Below are 21,883 nucleotides of genomic sequence, written 5' to 3'. Positions count from 1 at the left end.
GTAGTCGAGGCAGTGAGGCGAGATCAGGTTGCTCAGCGGCTCCCGCTACGGGGTTTGTTGCATGAGCGCATTCTCACGGCTGTTCCATCGCCCCCTCATAGGTGACGCATAGGAACAGCTGGCATGATGGGGACGACAGAAAGGAAATAACGTGACTCATGCTGTGTCTATTCGCCCACGTTCGTGGGCGCTCGTCGTGTGCTCGCTCATCCTCATTGCATTGAGCGTTTGGGCGGCTATCTATGAATTGACGGAAGCTCTTGAGGGGGTCTCGTCGTCTGATGCCTGGCTTGCTGTTGGCGCCTCGATCCTGAGCGCAGTTGTTGGCCTGGTGTTCCTCGCATGGGCCGCTCGCCTCAAGCCCACAGTGCTGTCCTGGTTGGCCGCGTTCGGCTGGGGAACCGGTGGCGCGCTGATCTTTGCGGGATACGGCAACACAGTCATCGACTCGGCCGTAGCCGCGAGCAACCTGAGCGACGATGCGGTCGATGTCGTGACGTCCGTCGTCACGGGTCCCCTCGTCGAAGAAACAGGCAAGGGAATTGGTGTTCTGGCACTGGTCCTCGCTGCGCGTAAGGTGCTCGATCGTCCCGCGCAGGGTGGCGTGCTCGGCGCGCTCGTTGGCCTCGGTTTTGCCTGGGGTGAGGACGTGGGCTACTACGTGAGTGCCCTCGAAGACGGGATGAGCGGACTGTGGGAATCCTTCCTGGCACGTGCGCTGCTCGGCGCCTACGGTCACGCGATTTTCACGGGTGTGTTCGGTTACGCCCTGGCGTGGGCGGTGCTGCGCGCACAGAATGTGCTTGTGGGCCTCCTCGCCGCGGCCGGCGGATTCGTCGCAGCTCTCGCTCTGCACGCCCAGGCTAACGGCATTGGATTCCTGGCTCCCGAAGACTCGTGGAACCTGACCTACGGCGCGATCGAGATCCCCGTTCTCGTCGTGAGTGTCGCCCTCCTCGTGTGGGGCCTGCGCCGCCACCGGTCTACCCTGGAGGCATGAGCGCACTCGACTGGCCATTGGACGCGGACGGCTATCCCCACCGGGAGGCCGCCCGCGTCCTTCTCTTTGACGACAGTGGACGGGTCCTGTTGGCCAAGGGGCACGACGAAGACCAACCGGAGAGGTTCTGGTGGTTCACGATCGGTGGCGGCATCGAAGAAGGGGAAGACCCGCGCGGCGCAGCCGTGCGTGAGGTCTTCGAAGAAACCGGCATCGAGCTGAGCCCTGACGACCTGGTCGGTCCCGTCCTCTACCGGACCGCCGAGTTCGACTTCCTGGCGGTCACCGCCCGCCAGGACGAGTGGTTTTTTATCGCGCAGGCCCCCTCGACCGCCCTGAGCCGGGATGGATGGACCGAGCTGGAACGCTCCGTCATCGACACGCAGGCCTGGTGGGATATTGACGAGGCCGCCGCCCAGATCGATGGAGAAATCTACCCCACGCAGATCCTCGAGTACGCGCGCGCCTGGCGCGACGGGTGGGATGGGCACATGATCCGCCTGACAGACACGCGCGAACCCTAGCGTTTCGTACTAGGCGAGGCCGAGGGGAGCGATCGCCAGAGACAGATCCGGCGTGTTCAGTTGGACCGACACCTGCTCGCGCACGGCGGGCTTCGCGCAGAACGCGATACCGACCCCGGCCTCGTGCATCATCGGGATATCGTTCGCCCCGTCGCCGATCGCAACCGTGCGCTCGAGGGGGACACCGAGGGACGAGGCCCACGAACGCAAGCACTCGACCTTCACCTGGGAGGTCACGATGCGCCCCAGCACGCGGCCCGTCAACACGCCGCCGGCGACCTCGAGGCGGTTCGCCGCGTAGAAATCGATGCCGAGGGAGGCCGCCAGGGGAGCGACCACTTCCTCGAATCCGCCCGAGACGATGCCGAACTTTCCGCCGGCCCGGTGGACTGCGTCGATCAGCTCGCGAGCACCCTTTGTGGGGGTGATGGCGGACAGAACATCGCCGAAGACGGATTCGGGGACCCCCGCGAGGGTTGCAACGCGCTCGCGCAAAGACTCCGCGAAATCAAGCTCTCCATTCATCGCACGAGACGTAACCTCGGCGACGCGCGCCCGCGTGCCCGCAGCTTCGGCGAGCTCCTCAATGACTTCCTGGCGAATCAGTGTCGAATCGACGTCGGTGACGACGAGGCCGGGTGCCCCGCTGGCACACAGCAGCGGAGCACCCGGCTCGTCGAGACGGTGAGTCATGCTCACTTGCGGACGACCGCGCCCTTGGGAACGACCGTAATGCCGGACTCCGTGACGGTGAAGCCGCGCTCGCGATCGTGGTCAAGATCGACACCGACGACGGCGCCTTCCTCAACGACGACATTCTTATCCAGAATCGTCTTCACGACACGGGACGAGCGACCGATGCGACAGCCGTGCATAACAACGGAATCCTCGATCTTCGCCCACGAATGGACGTAGGTGTTCGGGGAAATGACCGAGCGCACGATCTCGCCGCCGGAGACGATGACACCGGGGGAGACGAACGAGTCGATCGCGTGACCCAGACGATCCGCATCGCCGTACACGAACTTGGCCGGAGGCAGCGAGCCGTCAATCATCGTCATGGTCGGCCAGTCGCGGTTGTACAGGTTGAACACCGGGTGCACCGAGATCAGGTCCATGTTCGCCTCGTAGTAGGCGTCCAGCGTACCGACGTCACGCCAGTAGTCGCGGTCGCGGTCGGTCGACCCCGGCACGTCGTTATCCTGGAAGTCGTACACACCGCACTCGCCGCGCTCGACGAACCACGGAATGATGTTGCCACCCATGTCGTGCTTCGAATCGGGGTCGGCCGCATCCTCCCGCAGAGCGTTGACCAGATCCTTCGTGGTGAACACGTAGTTGCCCATGGAGGCGAGGACATTGGTCGGATCGTCGGGCAGGCCCACGGCGTTCTTCGGCTTCTCGAGGAAGTTCTTGACGACCCCGTTCTCGCCGTCGATGACGCCGAGCGCCGACGCCAGCTCGATCGGCTGACGGATGCCGGCGACCGTGGCGGGCAGGCCCGAATCGATGTGGTGCTGGACCATCTGCGAGAAGTCCATGCGGTAGATGTTGTCCGCACCAATGATGACGATGTACTCCGGCTGCTCGTCGTCGACGATGTTCAGCGACTGGTAGATGGCGTCCGCGCTACCCAGGTACCAGTGCGGGCCGCGACGCTGCTGAGCCGGCACAGGAGCAATGAAGTTGCCGAGTAGGGGAGACGTGTACCAGGTCTTTGTGACGTGGCGGTCGAGCGAATGGGACTTGTACTGCGTCAAGACAACAATCTTGAGGTATCCGGAATTCACGATGTTCGACAGTGCGAAATCGATGAGACGGAAGTGACCACCGAACGGAACTGCCGGCTTTGCACGGTCATCCGTCAGGGGCATCAGTCGCTTACCCTCACCGCCCGCGAGAACGATTGCCAGAACGTGGTTCTTTGCCATGTGGCACCTCTTCGTTGGTCGAGTGGACCCGCATCGGCGCGGATCCGTGGGAGTGGTCACACTGTATTACAAATGTCTATCGATTGCTACACTGTCTCGTTTTCGACCAGCGGTGACGTGAGATCGGATACGATGTGTCTCACACGTCGCTCCCGTCGGAAGGACCCCACCATGCGCGTTGATCTCCTTACCCGTGAATACCCGCCTCACGTCTACGGAGGAGCCGGTGTCCATGTGCTCGAACTGGCCAAGGTCCTGCGCGGCCTCGTCGATGACCTGCGTGTCCAGGCGTTTGACGGTCCGCGCGAACCGGGTACCGATGGAGCCGACCCGGGCGTGACCGGACATGCCGATTTGCCTCAGCTGGCCGGAGCGAACGCCGCGCTGCGCACGCTTGGTGTCGACCTCGAGATCGCCGCCGCGTGCGAAGGTTCTGACCTGGTTCACTCCCACACCTGGTACGCGAATTTTGCCGGACACGTTGCGTCGCTTCTCGGCGATATCCCGCACGTGATCTCAGCGCACTCGCTTGAGCCGCTGCGTCCGTGGAAGGCTGAGCAGCTCGGCGGCGGCTACCGCCTGTCCTCCTACGTGGAGAAGACCGCCTACGAGGCTGCGAGCGCGATCGTCGCCGTCTCTAACGGCATGCGTGACGACATTCTGCGCTGCTACCCCGGCGTTGATCCTGAGCGCGTGCACGTCATCCACAACGGCATCGACCTGAACAAGTGGCACGCCCCCGAGGGTGAGGCGGGCGAGGAACTGCGCGCCCGCGTTCTCGCCGAGCACGGTATTGACCCGTCTCGTCGCACGGTCGTGTTCGTCGGCCGCATCACGCGCCAGAAGGGCCTCCCGTACTTCCTGCGCGCCGCCCAGCTCCTGCCCGATGACGTTCAGCTTGTGCTGTGCGCCGGCGCTCCCGACACCCCCGAGATCGCCGCAGAAGTCGAGGGCCTCGTCGCCGAGTTGCGCGCTCGCCGCTCCGGCGTCGTTCTTATCTCCGAGATGCTCCCTCAACCCGAGGTGGCGGCGATCCTGTCCTCGGCGCAGGTCTTCATCACGCCGTCGGTGTACGAGCCCCTCGGCATCGTCAACCTCGAGGCGATGGCCCTCGGCCTGCCCGTCGTCGGCACCGCGACCGGCGGCATCCCCGACGTCATTGTCGATGGAGAGACCGGCTACCTCGTGCCAATCGAACAGAAGCAGGATGGCACGGGAACCCCGCTCGATCCTCGCGCCTTTGAGGAAGCGATGGCTGATCGCCTGGTGCGTGTCCTCGACGATCCTGAGCTGGGCCGTCGTATGGGCGAGGCCGGCCTCGTACGCGCCCGCGATCACTTCTCTTGGGAAGCGATCGGCGTGAAGACCGCCGAGCTGTACCGTTCGCTCGTTTAGGGCGCACGTCACCCGACAGACGACTAGGCTGGATACATGACTTACGTCCTGAATCTTTCTCACGTGTCCCTCCAACGCGGGGACACGCAGGTCCTGTCCGACGTCTCGTGGTCGACGCGCCCGCGTCAGCACTGGGTCATCGTCGGCCCGAATGGCGCTGGCAAGACCACGCTGGCGCGCGTGGCCTCGGGCCGTATCGCTCCCGATAGCGGAGAGGTGACGGTGTCGGAGACCGATTTGTCGCACGCAGACCCCTCAGAGATCGCCACGCGCGTGGGGCTCTCCTCAGCCGCGGTGGGGGCCAAGATCGTGCCGACTCAGTCGGTCCTCGACACGGTGCGCAGCGCCGCCTGGGGCCTTGCCGTCGCCCACGACGAGGAATATGAGGCGCTCGACGACGAGCGTGCCCACGCGCTCATGGATATCTTCGGTGTCTCGCACCTGGCCCAGCGCGAGTTTTCGACGCTGTCCGAGGGCGAGGCCCAGCGCGTGCTGCTGGCGCGCGCCCTCATGACCGACCCTGAGGTGCTCATCCTCGACGAGCCGACCTCGGGCCTCGACCTGGGTGCTCGTGAGTTGCTGATCGCCGCTCTGTCGGAGATCATGCAGGGTTCGAAGTCCCCGCAGGTCATCCTGGTGACGCATCAGATCGAAGAGATCCCCGCGGGAGTCACCCACTGCGCGATCATGTCCAACGGTGTGATCACGCACCAGGGGCCGATTGAAGACGTCCTGACGGGTGTCAACCTGTCCGAGGTGTACGGCATGCCTCTGCTCGCCGGCTACACTGACGGGCGCTGGTGGGCGCGCGGTGTGAGCGCGTGAGAATAGGAGTGTGAGCGGTATGTGGTGGCTGTGGATTCTCGGCGCCCTCCTCTGCGGAATCATCGAGGTCATGAGCGTGAGCTTCGTGTTCCTCATGTTTGCGATCGGTGCGCTGGCCGCCGGTATCGCGGGCGCTGTCGGCGCGAATCTGACGATTCAGGTCATCGTTTTCATTGTCGTGTCGATTGCCCTCCTGGTCATCCTGCGTCCCTTCCTGAAAGGGCGTATCGACCGGTCCAGCGGTTACGTTCCGAGCAACACTGACGGTCTGATTGGCAAGACCGGTTACGTGACCGAGGCCGTGGGAGAGCGGCACGGGCGTATCCAGTTTTCCGGTGGAGAGTGGAGCGCGCGCACTGAGGGGCCCACGCTGCCCGTTGGCACCGAGGTTCGTGTTGACCGCATCGACGGCGCAACCGCCGTTGTGAGCGCCCTCGATCCGGCCTCTGCGGCCCCGACACATCCCTATGGAGACTCGATCTCCTGATCCCGTACATCTTGTATTTTCATTGACGTAAGAAAGGAAAGACGCTGTGAGTTCAGGAAACATCATCGGTAACATCGCGTTCATCGTGGTGCTTGCTCTCGTCGTTTTCGTCGTGGTCTCGCTCGCCCGCGCAGTGCGGATCGTTCCGCAGTCGCAGGCGTACGTCGTGGAGCGCCTCGGTCGGTTCCAGGCGGTCATGCAGGGTGGATTCCACCTGCTGGTCCCCTTCGTGGATCGCGTCGCCGCGCGTATCGATCTGCGTGAGCAGGTCGCGAACTTCCCGCCGCAGCCCGTCATCACCGCCGACCAGGCGATGGTCTCGATCGACTCCGTCATCTATTTCCAGATCACGGATCCGCGCAGCGCGACCTACGAGGTCGCTAACTTCCTGCAGGCGATCGAGCAGCTGACTGCCACGACGCTGCGTAACCTGATCGGCTCCCTCGACCTGGAACAGACGCAGACCTCGCGTGAGTCGATCAACAAGCAGCTGCGCGGAGTTCTTGACGAGGCCACGGGTCCGTGGGGCATTCGCGTGACCCGCGTGGAGCTCAAGTCCATCGAGCCGCCGCCGCGAGTCCTGGCCGCCATGGAGCAGCAGATCACCGCCGAGCGCACCAAGCGTGCCACGATTCTCACGGCCGAGGCCGAGCGTGAGGCCCAGATCAAGAAGGCTGAGGGTGCCAAGCAGGCCGCCGTTCTGGCTGCCTCCGCCCAGCAGGAAGCACAGGTTCTTCAGGCGAAGGGCCAGAAGGAAGCCCTTATCCTCCAGGCCGAGGGTGCCCGCCAGGCGCAGATCCTGCGCGCACAGGGTGAGTCTGAAGCCATTCAGACGGTCTTCGCGGCCATCAACGCCGGAAAGGCCACGCCCGAGCTCCTGTCCTACAAGTACCTCGAAATGCTGCCGAAGATCGCAGACGGCCAGGCGTCCAAGCTGTGGATGCTGCCCTCGGATCTCACCGGCGCACTGGAATCCATCTCGAAGGGTTTCAACCTGGGCAAGTAGACTGAAGCCACGCCGGGCCGACCGCAGTCCCTGCGGTCGGCCCGTTCTTTTCTCAACGGGAGGATACCGGTGGATTCGCATCAGGAGTACGTGCTGCGCGAGGTCGCGCAGAAGAATATTCGCTTTATCCGTTTGTGGTTCACGGATGTTGCGGGCGTCTTGAAGTCGATCTCGATCGATCCCGGAGAGCTCGAGGAGGCGTTCAGTGAGGGGATTGGCTTCGACGGGTCGGCCGTCGAAGGCATGACACGTGTCTACGAGTCGGACATGCTGCTGAAGCCCGATGCCTCGACGTTCCAGTTGCTCCCATGGCGTTCCAACGAAGACCCGGTGGCCCGCATGTTCTGCGACGTCCTCATGCCTGACGGGCGCCCGGCTCCCTCAGATCCTCGAGGGGTTCTCGAGCGCGCGGTGCAGCGTGCCGCCGACGCCGGGTTCCGGGTCATGATTCACCCGGAGATCGAGTTTTACCTCCTGCGTCAGCCGGTGACGCCCGATCGCATGATCCCCGTCGATCAGGCTGGCTACTTTGACCACGTGGCACGTGGCGATTCGAACGACTTCCGTCGCCGCGCCGTGCGCATGCTCGAGGACATGGCGATTCCGGTCGAGTTCTCGCACCACGAGGGCGGGCCGGGACAGAACGAGATTGACCTGCGAGCCGTTGACCCCGTGCGCGCAGCGGATAACATCATGACTGCGCGCACCCTTATTGAGGAGGTCGCGCTACGCGAGGAGCTCGTTGCGACGTTCATGCCCAAGCCTTTCATTGAGCACCCCGGCTCGGGCATGCACACGCACTTGTCGCTGTTTGAGGGCGAAGAAAATGCGTTCTTCTCTCCTGCGGGGCAGTATCGCCTGTCCACGACGGGGCGCCAGTTCATCGCTGGCCTTCTTGCTCACGCCGAGGAGATCGCGGCCATCACCAACCAGCATGTCAACTCCTACAAACGCCTGTGGGGCGGGGGAGAAGCTCCCTCCTACGTGTGTTGGGGCCACTTGAATCGCTCGGCTCTCGTGCGCGTTCCCCTTTACAAGCCGAAGAAGGCCGCGGCGGCACGCATCGAGTACCGCGCCCCCGACCCGAGCGCGAACCCCTACCTGGCGTTCGCCGTCCTCATCTCGGCTGGGCTCGACGGTATCGAGAAGAAGATGGAGCTCATGCCCGAGGCCGAGGACAACGTGTGGGACCTGTCGGATCGTGAACGTCAGGTCATGGGCATTCACGCCCTGCCCGCATCGTTGGCGGACGCCGTGCGTGCCATGAAGAGTTCCGACCTGGTGGCCTCTACGCTCGGTGAGCAGGTGTTCGACTACGTCATCCGCAACAAGCGCAAGGAATGGACGGAATACCGCCAGCAGATTACTCGCCAGGAGCTTGAGCAATTCCTGAAGGTCGTTCCCCGGTGACACCTGACGAACTTCGGATTGCCGGATTCCTGGACCCTCGCCGAGCACTCGACTATTTCGAGGAGCTTCCGGGTGGAGCCGAGGTATGGGCGGCGGACCTGGGAGCCAGTGCCGACCCCGATCAGGGGTTGCTGGCGGCGATCCGTCTGAACGAGGCGGACTCCGGCCTCGTGCAGGGACTCGTCGATGATTCGCGTGCGCGCGCTCGCCTGTGCGCCGTCCTGGGCGGCAGCCAGTGGCTGGGCGATTACGTTGTTGTCGAGCCCGGCCGTGCTCGATCGACGTGGGAGGATCCCGGCGACGCCGCGCGCGTGATGCTCGCGTCTGTGGGGGCGACGCGAGGGGAGCGCGGCGCTTTCGTCGCCTCTGAGGACGCCCGGGTGGACGATCTGCGTGGCGCGTATCGCCAGGTGCTGCTGTACCTGGCCGCCGATGACCTGACGAGCGATGATCCTGAAGGCTTCATGCCCCAGGTCGGTCGGCGCATCGCCGACCTGGTCGACGCGACCCTTGAGGCCGGCCTTGCCCTGGCGAGGCGGGATATCGACCCGCAGGGGCGTATCCCCTTCGCCATCATCGCGATGGGTAAGACGGGAGCACGCGAACTCAACTACATCTCCGACGTCGACGTCGTCTACGTCGCCGAGGCCGGGGCAGACGGGGACGAACGCGTGGCCCTCGAGATCGCGACACGTCTCGCTGCGGCGACGGCATCCGCCTGCTCGGGGCCCGGAACCGAAGCTCCACTGTGGACGGTGGACGCGAATCTGCGGCCCGAGGGGCGCAACGGAGCGCTCGTACGCACCGTCGAGTCCTACCGCCAGTACTGGGATAAGTGGGCGCAGACCTGGGAGTTCCAGGCGCTGCTCAAGGCGCGTGCCTGTGCGGGGAACGAGGCCGTCGGGCGTGCCTTTGAGGAAGCCGCACAGCCCTACGTGTGGAGCGCCGCGACGCGCGAAGGATTCGTCGAGGCGGCGCGTGCGATGCGCCGTCGCGTCGAGGACAACATCTTGCGTTCGCATGCGTCGCGTGAGCTCAAGCTCGGGCGCGGCGGCTTGCGTGACGTCGAGTTCACGGTTCAGCTGCTCCAGCTTGTTCACGGTCGCACCGACGCCTTTCTGCGTGTGAGGTCGACGCTAGAGGCGATTGAAGCGTTGCGCGAGGGTGGCTACATCGCGCGTAGCGACGCGCAACAGCTCGCCTCGTGCTACCGATTCCTGCGCGCTGTCGAACACCGTACTCAGCTGCCCCGCATGCGTCGCACGCACCTGATTCCGGACAAGGAACGGGAGCTGCGTGTCCTTGGGCGTGCGATGGGGACCGCTCGCTTCGCGGATGCTGAGTCGATCAGTGCCGCTATCGACGAGGTGCGCACTCGCGTGCGCGCTTTGCACGAGGACGTCTTCTATCGCCCGATCATCGCCGCGACTGCATCGCTGAGCGAGGACGAGGTATTCCTGCACGCAGATGGCGCGCGCGACCGACTGGCCGCGATCGGCTACCGGGATCCGGCGGGAGCGCTCACTCACATTGGAGCCCTCACGCAGGGGACGAGCAGGCGCGCGGCGATCCAGCGTCACCTGCTTCCGGTATTCATCTCGTGGCTCGCCGGAGGCGCCGACCCCGACATGGGTCTGTTGAACTTCCGCATCCTGTCCGAAGACATTGGGGATTCGCACTGGTACCTCGCGCTTCTGCGTGACTCGGGCGTCGCCGCCCATAGGCTCACGACCATGCTCCCGAACTCCCGCTGGATTGCAGAGGCGCTCGCCAAGCGTCCCGAGGCCGTGGCCTGGCTCGACGATGATGGTGAGCTGGCGCCGCGCGAGCCGCATCGGCTAGCTCGGGAAGTTGCGGCCCTCATTGACCGTCACGAGGACGCGGCCGAGGCGGCCGCTCGAGTCCGAGCCGTGCGCACGCGTGAGCTCACGCGTTGCGCGATGAGCGACCTGCTGGGCGGCGTCGATCCGCGCGGGAATGCGATCGCCGACGCCACGGATGCGGCAATACTCGGAGCCCTCGCCATCGCCCAGCGGGAGGAAACTGAGCGCTGGGGTGAGGAGCGGGCAAACGTTGTCTTTGTCGCGATGGGGCGCTACGGCGGACGCGAGTGCTCGTACGCCTCGGATGCCGACGTGGTTGCCCTGCATGAGGCCGTCGGGGGTGCCACCGAGGCGGAGGCGGCGGCCAGCGCAACGGTGATCGTCAACCGCGTGAAGAATCTTCTCGGCTCGGCGACAAACCAGCTGGGCATTGTCGTCGACCTTGACCTGCGTCCCGAGGGCAAGAATGGCCCGATGAGCCGTACGATTGAGTCGCATCGTGAGTATGCGCAGCGGTGGGCGTCAACCTGGGAGCGCCAGGCGGCGGTGCGTGCGCGCCCGATCGGTGAGGGGAGCCTCGCCGATTCTGCACGGGCACTGTTCGATGAGCTCGCCTATCGGGGAGTGAGTGAGTCGGAGGTGCGAGACATTCGCTTGCTCAAAGCCCGCATGGAGAACGAGCGTTTGCCGCGCGGCATCGAGCCCGCTCGCCACGTGAAGCTCGGCCCCGGCGGCCTCACGGACGTGGAGTGGACGATCCAGCTCATTCAAATGCGTGCTGGAATGAACAACCCCGCACTGAGTACACCCTCGACGACGCAGGCGATCCTGAGCGCTCGGGAGCACGAGCTGATCAGTGCTCAAGACGCGCAGACTCTTCTCGATGCGTGGGACATGGCAACCCGTATTCGCGCGGCCAACACGCTGGCAAGTGGCCGCATGAGCGGTGTGAAGCTCGACGTCTTGCCTCGTGACAGCGCGGAGCTGCGTGCCCTCGCAGCGATCCTCGGGTACGGTAGCGGCGGGCTGAACGCCCTCGAAGACGACTGGCTGCGCGCTGGACGCAAAGCGCGCGCCGTCATGGAACGACTTTTCTGGGAGCAGCAGTGAAGATTGTGCTGGTACGGCACGGACAGACCCCCGCGAATCGCCTCGGTGCGCTCGACACGGTGCGCCCTGGCCTCGGGCTGACTCCCGAAGGACTCCTCCAGGCCCAGCGCCTCGCGGATCGATGGGAGTCCGAGGTTGCGCCGCCTCCCACCGTCATCGCACTGTCCGGGCTGCACCGTACGCGCCTGACCGCGGCCCCGCTGGCGAGCGCCTACGGGCTGACTCCGCAGGTACACCCCGGCATCCGCGAGCTACGCTCCGGCGACCTCGAAATGGCGGCCGACCCGGCATCGCAGTCCCTCTACGTGCGCACGACCCTGTCGTGGTGCGCCGGGGATTTGGATAATCGCATGCCCGGCGGCGAAAGCGGGCGCGAGGCCCTGGCCCGCTCGCTGGAGACCGTGCGTCGGGTGGGCCTGGCCGCACGCGAGCAAGCGGGGGACGAGGCCGTCGCGGTGTTCGTCATCCACGGTGCCCTCACGCGCCTGCTGGCCACGTGGCTGTCCACCGACATCGACGAGGACCTCGTCTCCAAGCACTTCATGTCCAACACGGGCACGTCCACCTTCGAGTGGGCGCCCGACTTCACCCCGTCCTCCGCGGACGAGCTGGCGAAGGGGCTCCGCGCCCTGATCTGGAACGACCGTCCCCTCGATCAGTGGTCTTGAGGCTCCTCCTGATCGGGTGCAACGAAGGCTGACACCTCGAAAGGGAACGAGCGGTACGTGAAGTAGTTGCGCAAGTACGACAGGTGGTCTTCGCACGCGAGCCACGTCTTCGTGCGGGCGTGGTGGATCGCAGGGTTACGCCAGTCGATGCGGTAGATCGCGGCGTTCGTGCATTCACGCGCCGAGCAGATGCCCGATGCGGCTTCGACTCCCAGTGCCATGGTGTCCTCCCAGTGCGGTTACGCTTGGAAGTATGCCAACCCTCGTTCTCGTTCGCCACGCGCAGGCCGCATATTCATACCCCGATCACTCTCGACCCCTCACACGCGTGGGCGTCGATCAGGCCGCGCGTCTCGGCGGTGTCTTATCTCGCGAGATCGGCGCATTCGATGTCGCGGTGTGCTCGGACGCGACGCGCGCCCAGCAGACCTTCGCTCAGGTCAGTCAGCGCGTGTCGATCCGTGAGAGCTGGTTCGACCGCGGCGTCTACAACGCCGACGAGGAGGACATCCTGACCCTGGCGCGTACTTTCGAGGGCTGCAATGCACTCATCGTCGGTCACGAGCCCACTATCTCCGGCGCCGGTTATGTGCTGGCGCGCGAGAATGATCGGGGAGAGGTAGCCCGAGGTGTACCGACCGCGACGGCGCTCATCCTCACCTTCGATGGAACCTGGGAGAATCTGACCCCCTCCAGTTGCACCCTGCGCGCGGTGCTGACCCCGCCCACCCGGTAGGTCACGAGCCCGCGGATGAGGGCCCCGCCTCGTCCATCGTTCCTGTGAGTGTGTTTACGTTTGTCCACGTGACGCCCGCCCGGATGCGGATGGGGGCCGCAAGCGCGTTAGAATATGGCGGTATCTATCCACCCAACAGGGAGAAGTGATGTCGGGACACTCTAAGTGGGCGACCACCAAGCACAAGAAGGCCGCTATTGACGCCAAGCGCGGCAAGCTCTTCGCGCGCCTCATCAAGAACATTGAGGTTGCAGCTCGCACGGGCGGTGGCGACCCCGCTGGCAACCCGACCCTGTACGACGCCATCCAGAAGGCGAAGAAGAACTCCGTTCCCGCCGACAACATCGACCGCGCCGTCAAGCGCGGCTCCGGTGCCGAGGCCGGTGGTGCCAACTACGAGACCATCATGTACGAGGGCTACGGCCCGGGCGGCGTCGCCTTCCTGGTGGAGTGTCTGACCGACAACCGCAACCGCGCCGCCTCCGACGTTCGCCTGGGATTCACCCGCCACGGCGGCTCGCTCGCCGACCCCGGTTCGGTGTCCTACCTGTTCTCGCGTCGCGGCATCGTTGAGGTTCCCGCCGCCGACGGTGTGGACGAGGAATCCATCATGATGGCTGTCCTGGACGCGGGCGCCGAAGAGGTTGAGGAAGCCGGCGAGATCTTCATCGTCGAGTCCGACCCCAAGGACGTCGTTGCCGTGCGTACCGCCCTGCAGGACGCCGGCATCGACTACGACTCCGCCGAAGTCCAGTTCGTCGCCTCCACCGAGGTCGAGCTTGATCTCGAGGGCGCCCTCAAGGTTAACAAGCTCATCGACGCCCTCGAGGACTCCGATGACGTGCAGAACATCTACACGAACATGTCCCTGTCGGACGAGGTTCGTGCCCAGCTGGAAGAGCAGGAGTGAACATGAGCGATTCGACCGCTAAGCGCGAGGTCGGCACCCCGCAGGTCAAGCGCGGTATGGCCCAGATGCTCAAGGGTGGCGTCATCATGGACGTCGTTACCCCCGAGCAGGCGAAGATCGCCGAGGACGCGGGCGCCGTGGCCGTCATGGCCCTCGAGCGCGTGCCCGCCGACATCCGCGCCCAGGGTGGCGTGGCCCGCATGTCCGACCCCGATCTGATCGAAGGCATCATCGAGGCCGTGTCCATCCCCGTGATGGCCAAGGCCCGCATTGGCCACTTCGTTGAGGCGCAGGTTCTGCAGTCCCTCGGCGTCGACTACATCGACGAGTCCGAGGTCCTGACCCCCGCCGACTACACCCACCACATCGACAAGTGGAACTTCACCGTTCCCTTCGTCTGCGGTGCGACCAACCTCGGTGAGGCGCTGCGCCGCATCAACGAGGGCGCGGCCATGATCCGCTCCAAGGGTGAGGCCGGCACCGGCGACGTTTCCAACGCGACGACGCACATGCGTAAGATCCGCGACGAGATCCGCCACCTGACCTCCCTGCCCGAGGACGAGCTGTACGTTGCGGCCAAGGAACTGCAGGCCCCCTACGAGCTCGTCGCCGAGGTCGCCCGCGAGGGTCGCCTCCCCGTCGTGCTCTTCACGGCCGGTGGCATTGCCACCCCCGCCGACGCTGCCATGATGATGCAGCTGGGCGCCGAGGGCGTCTTCGTCGGCTCGGGCATCTTCAAGTCCGGCGATCCCGCCAAGCGCGCGGCCGCCATCGTCAAGGCTACGACCTTCTACGACGATCCGTCCGTCATCGCCGAGGTCTCCCGTGGCCTGGGCGAGGCCATGGTCGGCATTAACGTCGACGACCTGCCGGTCGATCACCGCCTCGCGGAGCGCGGATGGTGACCATCGGCGTCCTCGCCCTGCAGGGCGACGTCGCAGAGCACGCGCGGGCGCTGGAAAACTCCGGCGCCCGCGCGCTGCTTGTGCGCAGGGTTTCTGAGCTCGACCAGGTCGACGGCCTGGTCATCCCAGGCGGCGAGTCGACGACCATGTCGAACCTCCTGCTCTCCTTTGGTCTGTTTGACACGCTCAACGACCGGATCGCCTCCGGCCTGCCGGTCTACGGCACGTGCGCGGGCATGATCATGCTCGCGTCGTCGATCCTGGACGGACGTGAGGACCAGCGTTCTTTCGCCGCGCTCGACATGGTCGTGCGCCGTAACGCCTTCGGTCGTCAGGTCGACTCCTACGAGGAGGACCTGGACGTCGAGGGTCTCGAGGGTGGTCCCTTCCACGCCGTGTTCATTCGCGCCCCGTGGGTCGAGTCGGTGGGCGAGGGCGTCGAGGTCATTGCGCGCGCCGGTAACAGCACTGACGGCCCGATCGTCGGCGTGCGCCGCGACAACGTCATGGCGACGTCGTTCCATCCCGAGGTGGGCGGAGACGATCGGATTCACGCGATGTTTGTCGATATGGTGGCGTGCGCCTGATGCGCGTCATGGGCATCGACCCCGGCCTGACGCGCTGCGGCCTCGGCGTCGTTGACGTCGATGCGTCGCGGCGTGCCTCGCTCGTGTACGTCGGTGTCGCCCGTACCGATAAGGACCTGGCGACGCACTTCCGGCTGCGGACGATCGCGGACGCGATCGATAGCGTCATCGAACGCTACGAGCCGGAGGTCGCCGCCATCGAACGCGTCTTCGCGCAGGACAACCTCCAGTCGGTGACCACGACGATGCAGGTCATGGGCGCGGCGATGACGTGCGTGGGTCGCGCCGGACTGCCGATGGCAGTCCACACGCCCTCCGAGGTGAAGTCCGCCGTTTCTGGTAACGGAAACGCGGACAAGGCGCAGGTGCAGGCGATGGTCGCACGCATCCTTGGCCTCGCCAAGGCTCCTAAGCCCGCGGACGCTGCGGACGCTCTTGCCATTGCGATTACGCACGCGTGGCGGGGGACAGGCTTGCTCGGCGCCCCCGAGGACTCGTCGGTCGCCGTCTCGATCTCGGGTCGCCTGACCGCCCGCGGATCCATGACGCCCGCCCAAAAGGCGTGGGCTGAGGCCCAGGCCGCGCAACGCCGAACGGGTGCCGTCGATCCGAGGCGTAGGCGCGGCTAGAATCGTACATATGTTCGCCCGCGTACGCGGGCGACCCATGAACGAAAGGAACGCAGTGATCTCCATTCTGCGCGGCACAGTTGCGAGCGTCGGCCTCGACCACATCGATATCGTGGTGGGAGGCATCGGCTTTCGCGTGCACGTGACGCCCGCCTTTGCCCAGGGCGCCTCGCGCGATCAGGAGATGACCGTGTTCACGTCAATGATCGTGCGCGAAGACTCGATGACGCTGTACGGTTTCGAGTCCGCCGATGAGCGGGACGTGTTCACGAAGATGCTGTCGGTGTCGGGCATCGGCCCGAAGATCGCGCTCGCCGCACTTGCAGTCTTGCGCCCCGACGACCTGCGCCGCGCGGTGCGCGACCAGGACCTGAGCACTCTTCAGCGGATCCCAGGCGTGGGCAAGAAGTCAGCCCAGCGCATGGCCCTGGAAATCGGCGACAAGCTGGGCACCCCGGCAGCACTGCCGGGCGCGCAAACAGCAGCCGCCCCCGCGCCCACCGAGGACGCCGTCGCCTCCGAGGTCAGCGCTGCCTTGGTCGGCCTGGGATGGTCCGAGGCACAGGCTGCCAAGGCCATCGAGAAACTCGCGGGCAGTGGTCTTGGCGCATCCGACATGCTGCGCGCCGCCCTCGTGACGCTGGGAGGTGGCCGTGGCTGATCAGATGGATTCCGGTTTCGACGTCGATGCGATGCGCATCGTCGCCCCCGACGCCGGCGAACTCGAGCGGGCAGCCGAGGCCGCGCTACGCCCCAAGAAGCTCTCTGAGTTCGTGGGTCAGCGCGTCGTTCGAGGCCAGTTGCAGCTCGTCCTCGACGCCGCGCGGATGCGTTCGGCCAGCCCCGACCACGTCCTGCTTGCAGGCCCTCCGGGACTCGGCAAGACGACGCTGGCAATGATCATCGCCGCGGAGATGGGAACGTCCCTGCGACTGACCTCCGGCCCCGCGATCCAGCACGCTGGTGACCTTGCCGCGATTCTTTCCGGCCTCCAAGAGGGCGACGTCCTCTTCATCGACGAGATCCACCGCCTCGCGCGAACCGCCGAGGAAATGCTCTACCTCGCCATGGAGGACTTTCGTGTCGACGTCGTCGTGGGCAAGGGGCCCGGCGCGACATCGATCCCGCTGACTCTGCCGCCTTTCACCGTCGTCGGCGCCACGACGCGATCGGGCCTGCTGCCGGCTCCGCTGCGCGACCGCTTCGGCTTCACGGCCCATCTCGAGTTCTACGAGACCGATGAGCTCCAGTCGGTGGTCACCCGTTCCGCCTCGCTGCTGGGTTCGCCCATTGACGCGCAGGCCGCCCACGAGATCGCCTCGCGTTCGCGTGGAACGCCTCGTATCGCGAACCGCCTCCTGCGTCGCGTCGTCGACTACGCCCAGGTGCATGGCGACGGGCAGCTGACCCTCGAGGCCGCGCGCGGTGCCCTCGAGCTGTTTGAAGTTGACCCCTCCGGCCTCGACCGCCTCGACCGCGCGGTCCTCGAGGCCATCTGCCGTCGTTTCGCCGGTGGTCCCGTTGGCCTCACGACCCTGTCGGTGACGATCGGCGAGGAAGCAGAAACGGTCGAAACGGTCGCGGAACCCTACCTCGTGCGCGAAGGGTTCCTCGTGCGCACCAACCGCGGACGCATGGCAACCGCCAAGGCATGGGCCCACCTCGGCCTCACTCCGCCCGCGCCGGACGGTGGCCTCTTCGACTAGGGGAGTGAGCCTCGTCCCTATCCGTGCAGGCCGCGGGCACGTGTGGAGTGTCAAAACGGCTCCGGAGGCGTCTCGCGCCGCGCCACACGTTGATCACTTAGGCTAAAACCCTGCTCGGGCATTAGACTGGCAAAGTGCGCTCGAAGCGCTAGACCGTCATCGAAAGTGAATCAGCCTTTATGAACAACTACATGCTCCTGATCATGGCAGCTTTCCTCATCGTCTTCATGATGTGGAGCTCGCGCTCCCGCAGGCAGCAGATGCAGAAGCTGGAACAGGAAAAGCGTGACCAGCTCGCAGCCGTCACCCCCGGAGAATGGGTGCGTACCCGCGTGGGCTTCTGGGGTCGTTTTGTTGACCTCGACGGCGACATTGTTGTCCTGGAGACCTCTAACGGACACGAGATGTACTGGGAACGTGAATTCATCGCCGAGATCGGTGGCCAGCCGCCGCTCGCTGACGCGGAGCAGGCTGGGGCGGACGCCGACGAGGTGGAGACCGTCGAGGAGGACGCATCTGTCCTCGGCCTCGATCAGGAAGACGCCCAGTCTTTCGACGTGCGCGACACCGACGAGCAGCAGAAGTAACTCAAGGCTGAACGGAAAGTAGAACCGTGTCATCACATAAGCGACGCCCCGTGCGCGCGCTCGTGACCCTGACCGTCGCCATCGTGGCGGCGTGCGCGGCACTTGCGATCGGGCACTTCGTGAAGGGCGTGTCCCCGTATCCCGACCTGGCCCTTGACCTTAAGGGTGGTACCCAGCTGATCCTGACACCGACCCCGACGTCGGAGGGACAGCGTGCGATCACCGAGGAAGATATCACGCAGGCGATCGCGATTATTCGTAATCGTATTGACGCGTCCGGCGTGTCCGAGTCTGAGATCTCCTCGATGGGTAGCTCTAATATCATGGTGTCGATCCCCGGCACCCCGTCCCAGGAGCAGCTGGATCTGATCCGTTCGTCCTCGCAGATGAACTTCCGCCCGGTGCTGCGTGTTGGGCCTGCGCAGGGCATTCTCCAGAACCAGCAGCAGCCGCAGGTGGATACCCCTCAGTCGGGTGCGCAGTCCGGTGCCCAGTCGGGCGAACAGAGCGGTGCGCAGTCCGGTGGCCAGTCGGGCGAGCAGAGCGGCGCTGGCGCGGCTGATAAGGCTCAGTCCGGCGTTCAGTCCACTGCCCTGGATGAGGCGACCGCTCGCGGCGCTGCCGACGCGGATGGCGACGGCGTTCTGTCCGACACTCCTGCGACGACTCCCGAGAATGCGTCGGATCTCGCCTGGGTGACCGAGCAGGTCATGTACGACTTCCTGACGCTCGATTGCTCGGCATCCGCCGATGTGAAGCGCGTCGAGGGCGCCGCTGACAAGCCCTACGCCGCCTGCGACGAGTCCGGCCAGGTCAAGTACATCCTGGGCCCCGTGGCCGTTCCCGGTTCGGATCTGGAGGCTGCGAGCGCGGCCATCGCAACGAACGGCACCGGACAGTCGACCGGTCAGTGGATTGTCTCGCTGCGGTTCAACCACGAGGGCGCCGAGAAGTTCAAGGAGACCTCGACAATCCTGTACGGCTACCACGATTCGGACCCCCAGGGGTCGTCCTATCGTGGCAGCCCGGACCGTAACTCGTTCGCGGTCGTTCTCGATGGAACCGTGATTACCGCTCCGTCGATGCAGGCCATCATTACGAACGGTGAGGCGCAGATCAGCGGCAACTTCACCGCGCAGTCTGCGAGAGCGCTGGCTAACCAGCTGCAGTTCGGCTCGCTCCCGCTGAACTTCGAGGTCGAGTCCGAGCAGCAGATTTCTGCGACGATCGGCACGGATCACCTGACCGTTGGTCTGTGGGCGGCCCTCATCGGCTTCCTGCTGGTGATCCTCTACCTGATTTGGCAGTACCGCGGCCTCGCGATTATTTCTGCCGGTTCGTTGGTCGTTGCCGCGATCATCACCTACCTGGTGATCACGCTGCTGTCGTGGGCGATGGGCTACCGCCTCTCGCTGGCAGGCGTCGCCGGTCTGATCATGGCAATTGGCGTCACCACGGACTCGTTCATCGTCTACTTCGAACGTGTTCGAGACGAGGTCCGAGACGGACGACCGCTGCGCGCCGCCGTCGAAGAGGGCTGGGATCGCGCCAAGCGCACCATCCTGGTCTCCGACGCGGTCAACCTGGTTGCGGCCGCGGTTCTCTACCTGCTCGCCGTTGGTGGCGTTCAGGGCTTCGCCTTCACCCTCGGCATCACGACAATTATTGACATCGCGGTGATCTTCCTGTTCACCCACCCGATGATGGAGCTGCTGATCCGCACTCGCTTCTTCGGCGAAGGCCACAAGCTCTCGGGTCTGGACCCCGAGCACCTGGGTGCGAAGAACTCGCTCGTGTACGCGGGTCGCGGACGCGTGGTCGTGCGTGGTGAATCCGCGACGACAAAGGACAAGAGCGACGAGGCCGGCGACGGTCTGTCGATTGCCGAGCGACGCCGTGCCGCCCGCCTCGCCGCGGCGAAGGCCGAGGACGAAGAGACCGTTGATGACGCTTCCGTCGAGACAACGGATAGCGCTGCAGGCGTGACCGAGGAAGAGGAGAACTGACATGATGAGTTTTGCTCAGTGGGGTAACGCCCTGTACTCGGGCGAGAAGTCCTATGCCGTCGTTCCCAAGCGCAAGGTCTTCGTCGGCCTCGCCGCCGCGGTGCTCGTTCTCGGTTTCGCGCTCGTCGCGATCCTTGGCCTGAACCGCTCGATTGAGTTCACCGGAGGCTCGCAGTTCGATGTCGCTCACGTGAGCGATCAGAGCGAGTCTTTCGCCTCGCGTGCAGTCACCTCCACCGGCCTCGTTGAGGGCACCCCGAAGGTGACTCGCGTGGGCGCGGACTCGGTCCGAATCCAGACGTCGTCCCTGGATTCCGCGCAGACCGCTCAGATGCGTGACGCGCTGGCCAGCGCGTACGGAGTGGATGCGACCGAGGTACAGTCCTCCTCGATCGGCCCCTCCTGGGGTTCCTCGGTCACCACTAAGGCCGCTCAGTCGCTCGTCATCTTCATGGCGCTCATCGCCCTGCTGATGACGGTGTACTTCCGCTCGTGGCGCATGGCTGCGTCTGCGCTGCTCGCGCTGGTGCACGACATCGCCGTGACCATCGGTGTGTTCGCGATCCTGCAGGTCGAGGTCTCGCCTGCAACCGTGATCGGCTTCCTGACGATTCTGGGTTACTCGCTCTATGACACCGTCGTCGTCTTCGACAAGGTGCGTGAGCTGACCTCGGACGTCTACGAGCAGAAGCACTACACCTTCGCCGAGTACGTGAACCTCGCAGTCAACCAGACGATGGTTCGTTCGATCAACACCTCGGTTGTGGCGCTTCTCCCCGTCGGCGCGATTCTGATCATCGGTTCCGTGGCCCTTGGCCCGGGTACCCTGGTGGATATCTCGCTGGCCCTGTTTGTCGGTATGATCGCCGGTACCTACTCGTCGATCTTCATCGCGTCGCCGCTTCTGGTCACCTTCCAGGAGCTGTCGGCCAAGACCCGCGAGCACAACGCGGCCGTCGACCGGGCACGTCAGGGCCGCCACGCCGCTGACACGCCGGGCGCCTCCGCATCGGTGAAGGTGGCTCCTATCAAGCCCGGCAAGCGCCTGGGCAACGAGAATCAGCCCCACAGGAAGAAGAATCATCGATGATCGGTGAGCTCGGCGAGCGCATCGCCACTCTGGTGCGAAGCAACATGCTGGAAATCCCGGATTTTCCGGAACCCGGCGTTCTGTTTCGTGATATCACTGAGCTGTTTGCGAACGGCCCTGCATTCAAGGAACTGGTTGAGCTGATCGGCGCTCGCTACGCGGGTCGCATCGACGCAGTCGCGGGTCTTGAGTCGCGTGGCTTCATCCTCGGCGCTCCCGTGGCCGCCGAGCTTGGCCTCGGAATGCTGACGATCCGCAAGGCTGGCAAGCTGCCCGGCCACGTGATCGGCGTCGACTACGAACTTGAGTACGGCACGGCGCGCATGGAAATGCACCCCGAGTCGGTCCACGAGGGCCAGCGCGTCCTCATCATCGACGACGTGCTCGCGACGGGCGGCACAGCGAACGCGGCGGTGAAGCTGCTGCGCCAGTGCGGCGCGTCCGTCGAGGCCGTGGCCGTTCTCCTGGAACTCGATGCGCTCGGCGGTCGCTCGGTGCTGACGGATGTGACGGTGGAGAGCGCGCTACACCTCTAAGCGTCGTTTCTT

23 protein-coding genes are annotated in these 21,883 nt (G+C 65.1%); 20 read left to right on the top strand and 3 right to left on the bottom strand.

Features of this window, described 5'->3' with window-relative positions:
* Positions 1-151 precede the first annotated feature (151 nt).
* Both ACTODO_RS06545 and ACTODO_RS06540 read left to right on the top strand, forming a co-directional pair.
* Positions 152-1,000, top strand: a complete 849-nt coding sequence (locus ACTODO_RS06545; RefSeq protein ID WP_034512231.1) for a PrsW family intramembrane metalloprotease — start codon at positions 152-154, stop codon at positions 998-1,000.
* Complete coding sequence (locus tag ACTODO_RS06540) at positions 997-1,524, top strand: NUDIX hydrolase (RefSeq protein ID WP_003792540.1); 528 nt, start codon at positions 997-999, stop codon at positions 1,522-1,524. Before ACTODO_RS06545 ends, ACTODO_RS06540 begins: the two co-directional genes overlap by 4 nt.
* Positions 1,525-1,533: 9 nt before the next feature.
* Here ACTODO_RS06540 and serB read toward each other — a convergent pair whose 3' ends face one another.
* Positions 1,534-2,217, bottom strand: coding sequence for a phosphoserine phosphatase SerB (serB, locus tag ACTODO_RS06535; protein WP_003792539.1), 684 nt, complete (start codon positions 2,215-2,217; stop codon positions 1,534-1,536).
* Positions 2,218-2,219: 2 nt separating this feature from the next.
* Positions 2,220-3,455 carry a glucose-1-phosphate adenylyltransferase gene (locus tag ACTODO_RS06530; RefSeq protein WP_003792538.1) on the bottom strand — a complete coding sequence of 412 codons (1,236 nt, stop codon included), beginning with the start codon at positions 3,453-3,455 and terminating at the stop codon, positions 2,220-2,222.
* A gap of 171 nt (positions 3,456-3,626) precedes the next feature.
* Between ACTODO_RS06530 and glgA the strand changes: the two genes are divergently transcribed.
* From glgA to ACTODO_RS06495, 7 genes are all read left to right on the top strand, one after another.
* Positions 3,627-4,850 (top strand): glycogen synthase, encoded by a 1,224-nt coding sequence (glgA, locus tag ACTODO_RS06525; RefSeq protein WP_003792536.1) that lies wholly within the window; start codon positions 3,627-3,629, stop codon positions 4,848-4,850.
* A gap of 36 nt (positions 4,851-4,886) precedes the next feature.
* On the top strand, positions 4,887-5,675 hold the full coding sequence (locus ACTODO_RS06520) for an ABC transporter ATP-binding protein (protein WP_003792535.1): 789 nt from the start codon (positions 4,887-4,889) through the stop codon (positions 5,673-5,675).
* Positions 5,676-5,694: 19 nt separating this feature from the next.
* The gene (locus ACTODO_RS06515) at positions 5,695-6,162 is read left to right on the top strand and encodes an NfeD family protein (protein WP_003792534.1); all 468 of its coding nucleotides are present in this window, start codon (positions 5,695-5,697) and stop codon (positions 6,160-6,162) included.
* Positions 6,163-6,208: 46 nt separating this feature from the next.
* Entirely contained in the window at positions 6,209-7,168 is a 960-nt protein-coding gene (locus ACTODO_RS06510) for an SPFH domain-containing protein (RefSeq protein ID WP_003792533.1), read from the top strand.
* Positions 7,169-7,237: 69 nt separating this feature from the next.
* Positions 7,238-8,578, top strand: a complete 1,341-nt coding sequence (locus tag ACTODO_RS06505) for a glutamine synthetase family protein (protein ID WP_003792532.1) — start codon at positions 7,238-7,240, stop codon at positions 8,576-8,578.
* A complete protein-coding gene (locus tag ACTODO_RS06500; protein WP_003792530.1) occupies positions 8,575-11,511 on the top strand; it encodes a bifunctional [glutamine synthetase] adenylyltransferase/[glutamine synthetase]-adenylyl-L-tyrosine phosphorylase in 2,937 nt (978 codons plus the stop codon). Before ACTODO_RS06505 ends, ACTODO_RS06500 begins: the two co-directional genes overlap by 4 nt.
* On the top strand, positions 11,508-12,179 hold the full coding sequence (locus ACTODO_RS06495) for a histidine phosphatase family protein (RefSeq protein ID WP_003792529.1): 672 nt from the start codon (positions 11,508-11,510) through the stop codon (positions 12,177-12,179). The genes ACTODO_RS06500 and ACTODO_RS06495 overlap by 4 nt, the downstream gene beginning before the upstream one ends.
* On the opposite strand, the gene ACTODO_RS06490 is transcribed toward ACTODO_RS06495, so the two are convergent.
* Positions 12,167-12,400: a hypothetical protein gene (locus tag ACTODO_RS06490; RefSeq protein WP_003792528.1), complete on the bottom strand. Its 234-nt coding sequence runs from the start codon at positions 12,398-12,400 to the stop codon at positions 12,167-12,169. The genes ACTODO_RS06495 and ACTODO_RS06490 overlap by 13 nt on opposite strands.
* Before the next feature lie 32 nt (positions 12,401-12,432).
* Here ACTODO_RS06490 and ACTODO_RS06485 point away from each other — a divergent pair, with 32 nt between their 5' ends.
* From ACTODO_RS06485 to ACTODO_RS06435, 11 genes are all read left to right on the top strand, one after another.
* A complete protein-coding gene (locus tag ACTODO_RS06485) occupies positions 12,433-12,915 on the top strand; it encodes a SixA phosphatase family protein (protein ID WP_034512227.1) in 483 nt (160 codons plus the stop codon).
* 148 nt (positions 12,916-13,063) lie between these two features.
* Entirely contained in the window at positions 13,064-13,825 is a 762-nt protein-coding gene (locus tag ACTODO_RS06480; protein WP_003792525.1) for a YebC/PmpR family DNA-binding transcriptional regulator, read from the top strand.
* A 2-nt stretch (positions 13,826-13,827) separates the two neighbouring features.
* Positions 13,828-14,730 (top strand): pyridoxal 5'-phosphate synthase lyase subunit PdxS, encoded by a 903-nt coding sequence (gene pdxS / locus ACTODO_RS06475; protein ID WP_003792524.1) that lies wholly within the window; start codon positions 13,828-13,830, stop codon positions 14,728-14,730.
* Positions 14,724-15,317: a pyridoxal 5'-phosphate synthase glutaminase subunit PdxT gene (gene pdxT, locus ACTODO_RS06470; RefSeq protein WP_003792523.1), complete on the top strand. Its 594-nt coding sequence runs from the start codon at positions 14,724-14,726 to the stop codon at positions 15,315-15,317. Before pdxS ends, pdxT begins: the two co-directional genes overlap by 7 nt.
* Positions 15,317-15,946, top strand: coding sequence for a crossover junction endodeoxyribonuclease RuvC (gene ruvC, locus ACTODO_RS06465; protein WP_003792522.1), 630 nt, complete (start codon positions 15,317-15,319; stop codon positions 15,944-15,946). The genes pdxT and ruvC overlap by 1 nt, the downstream gene beginning before the upstream one ends.
* A 55-nt stretch (positions 15,947-16,001) precedes the next feature.
* On the top strand, positions 16,002-16,607 hold the full coding sequence (gene ruvA, locus ACTODO_RS06460) for a Holliday junction branch migration protein RuvA (RefSeq protein ID WP_034512225.1): 606 nt from the start codon (positions 16,002-16,004) through the stop codon (positions 16,605-16,607).
* Between the two features lie 4 nt (positions 16,608-16,611).
* Entirely contained in the window at positions 16,612-17,652 is a 1,041-nt protein-coding gene (gene ruvB, locus ACTODO_RS06455) for a Holliday junction branch migration DNA helicase RuvB (RefSeq protein ID WP_003796528.1), read from the top strand.
* Positions 17,653-17,831: 179 nt separating this feature from the next.
* Entirely contained in the window at positions 17,832-18,239 is a 408-nt protein-coding gene (locus ACTODO_RS06450; RefSeq protein WP_003792518.1) for a preprotein translocase subunit YajC, read from the top strand.
* Positions 18,240-18,265: 26 nt separating this feature from the next.
* Positions 18,266-20,245: a protein translocase subunit SecD gene (gene secD, locus ACTODO_RS06445; RefSeq protein ID WP_034512219.1), complete on the top strand. Its 1,980-nt coding sequence runs from the start codon at positions 18,266-18,268 to the stop codon at positions 20,243-20,245.
* 1 nt (position 20,246) lies between these two features.
* Complete coding sequence (gene secF, locus ACTODO_RS06440; protein WP_003792515.1) at positions 20,247-21,335, top strand: protein translocase subunit SecF; 1,089 nt, start codon at positions 20,247-20,249, stop codon at positions 21,333-21,335.
* Positions 21,332-21,871, top strand: a complete 540-nt coding sequence (locus ACTODO_RS06435) for an adenine phosphoribosyltransferase (protein ID WP_003792514.1) — start codon at positions 21,332-21,334, stop codon at positions 21,869-21,871. The genes secF and ACTODO_RS06435 overlap by 4 nt, the downstream gene beginning before the upstream one ends.
* The last annotated feature ends 12 nt before the right edge of the window (positions 21,872-21,883 follow it).

The organism is Schaalia dentiphila ATCC 17982, from assembly GCF_000154225.1.
GTDB lineage: Bacteria > Actinomycetota > Actinomycetes > Actinomycetales > Actinomycetaceae > Pauljensenia > Pauljensenia dentiphila.
Note: the sequence above shows the minus strand (reverse complement) of the source record. Positions and strands in the feature narration are given on the sequence as shown.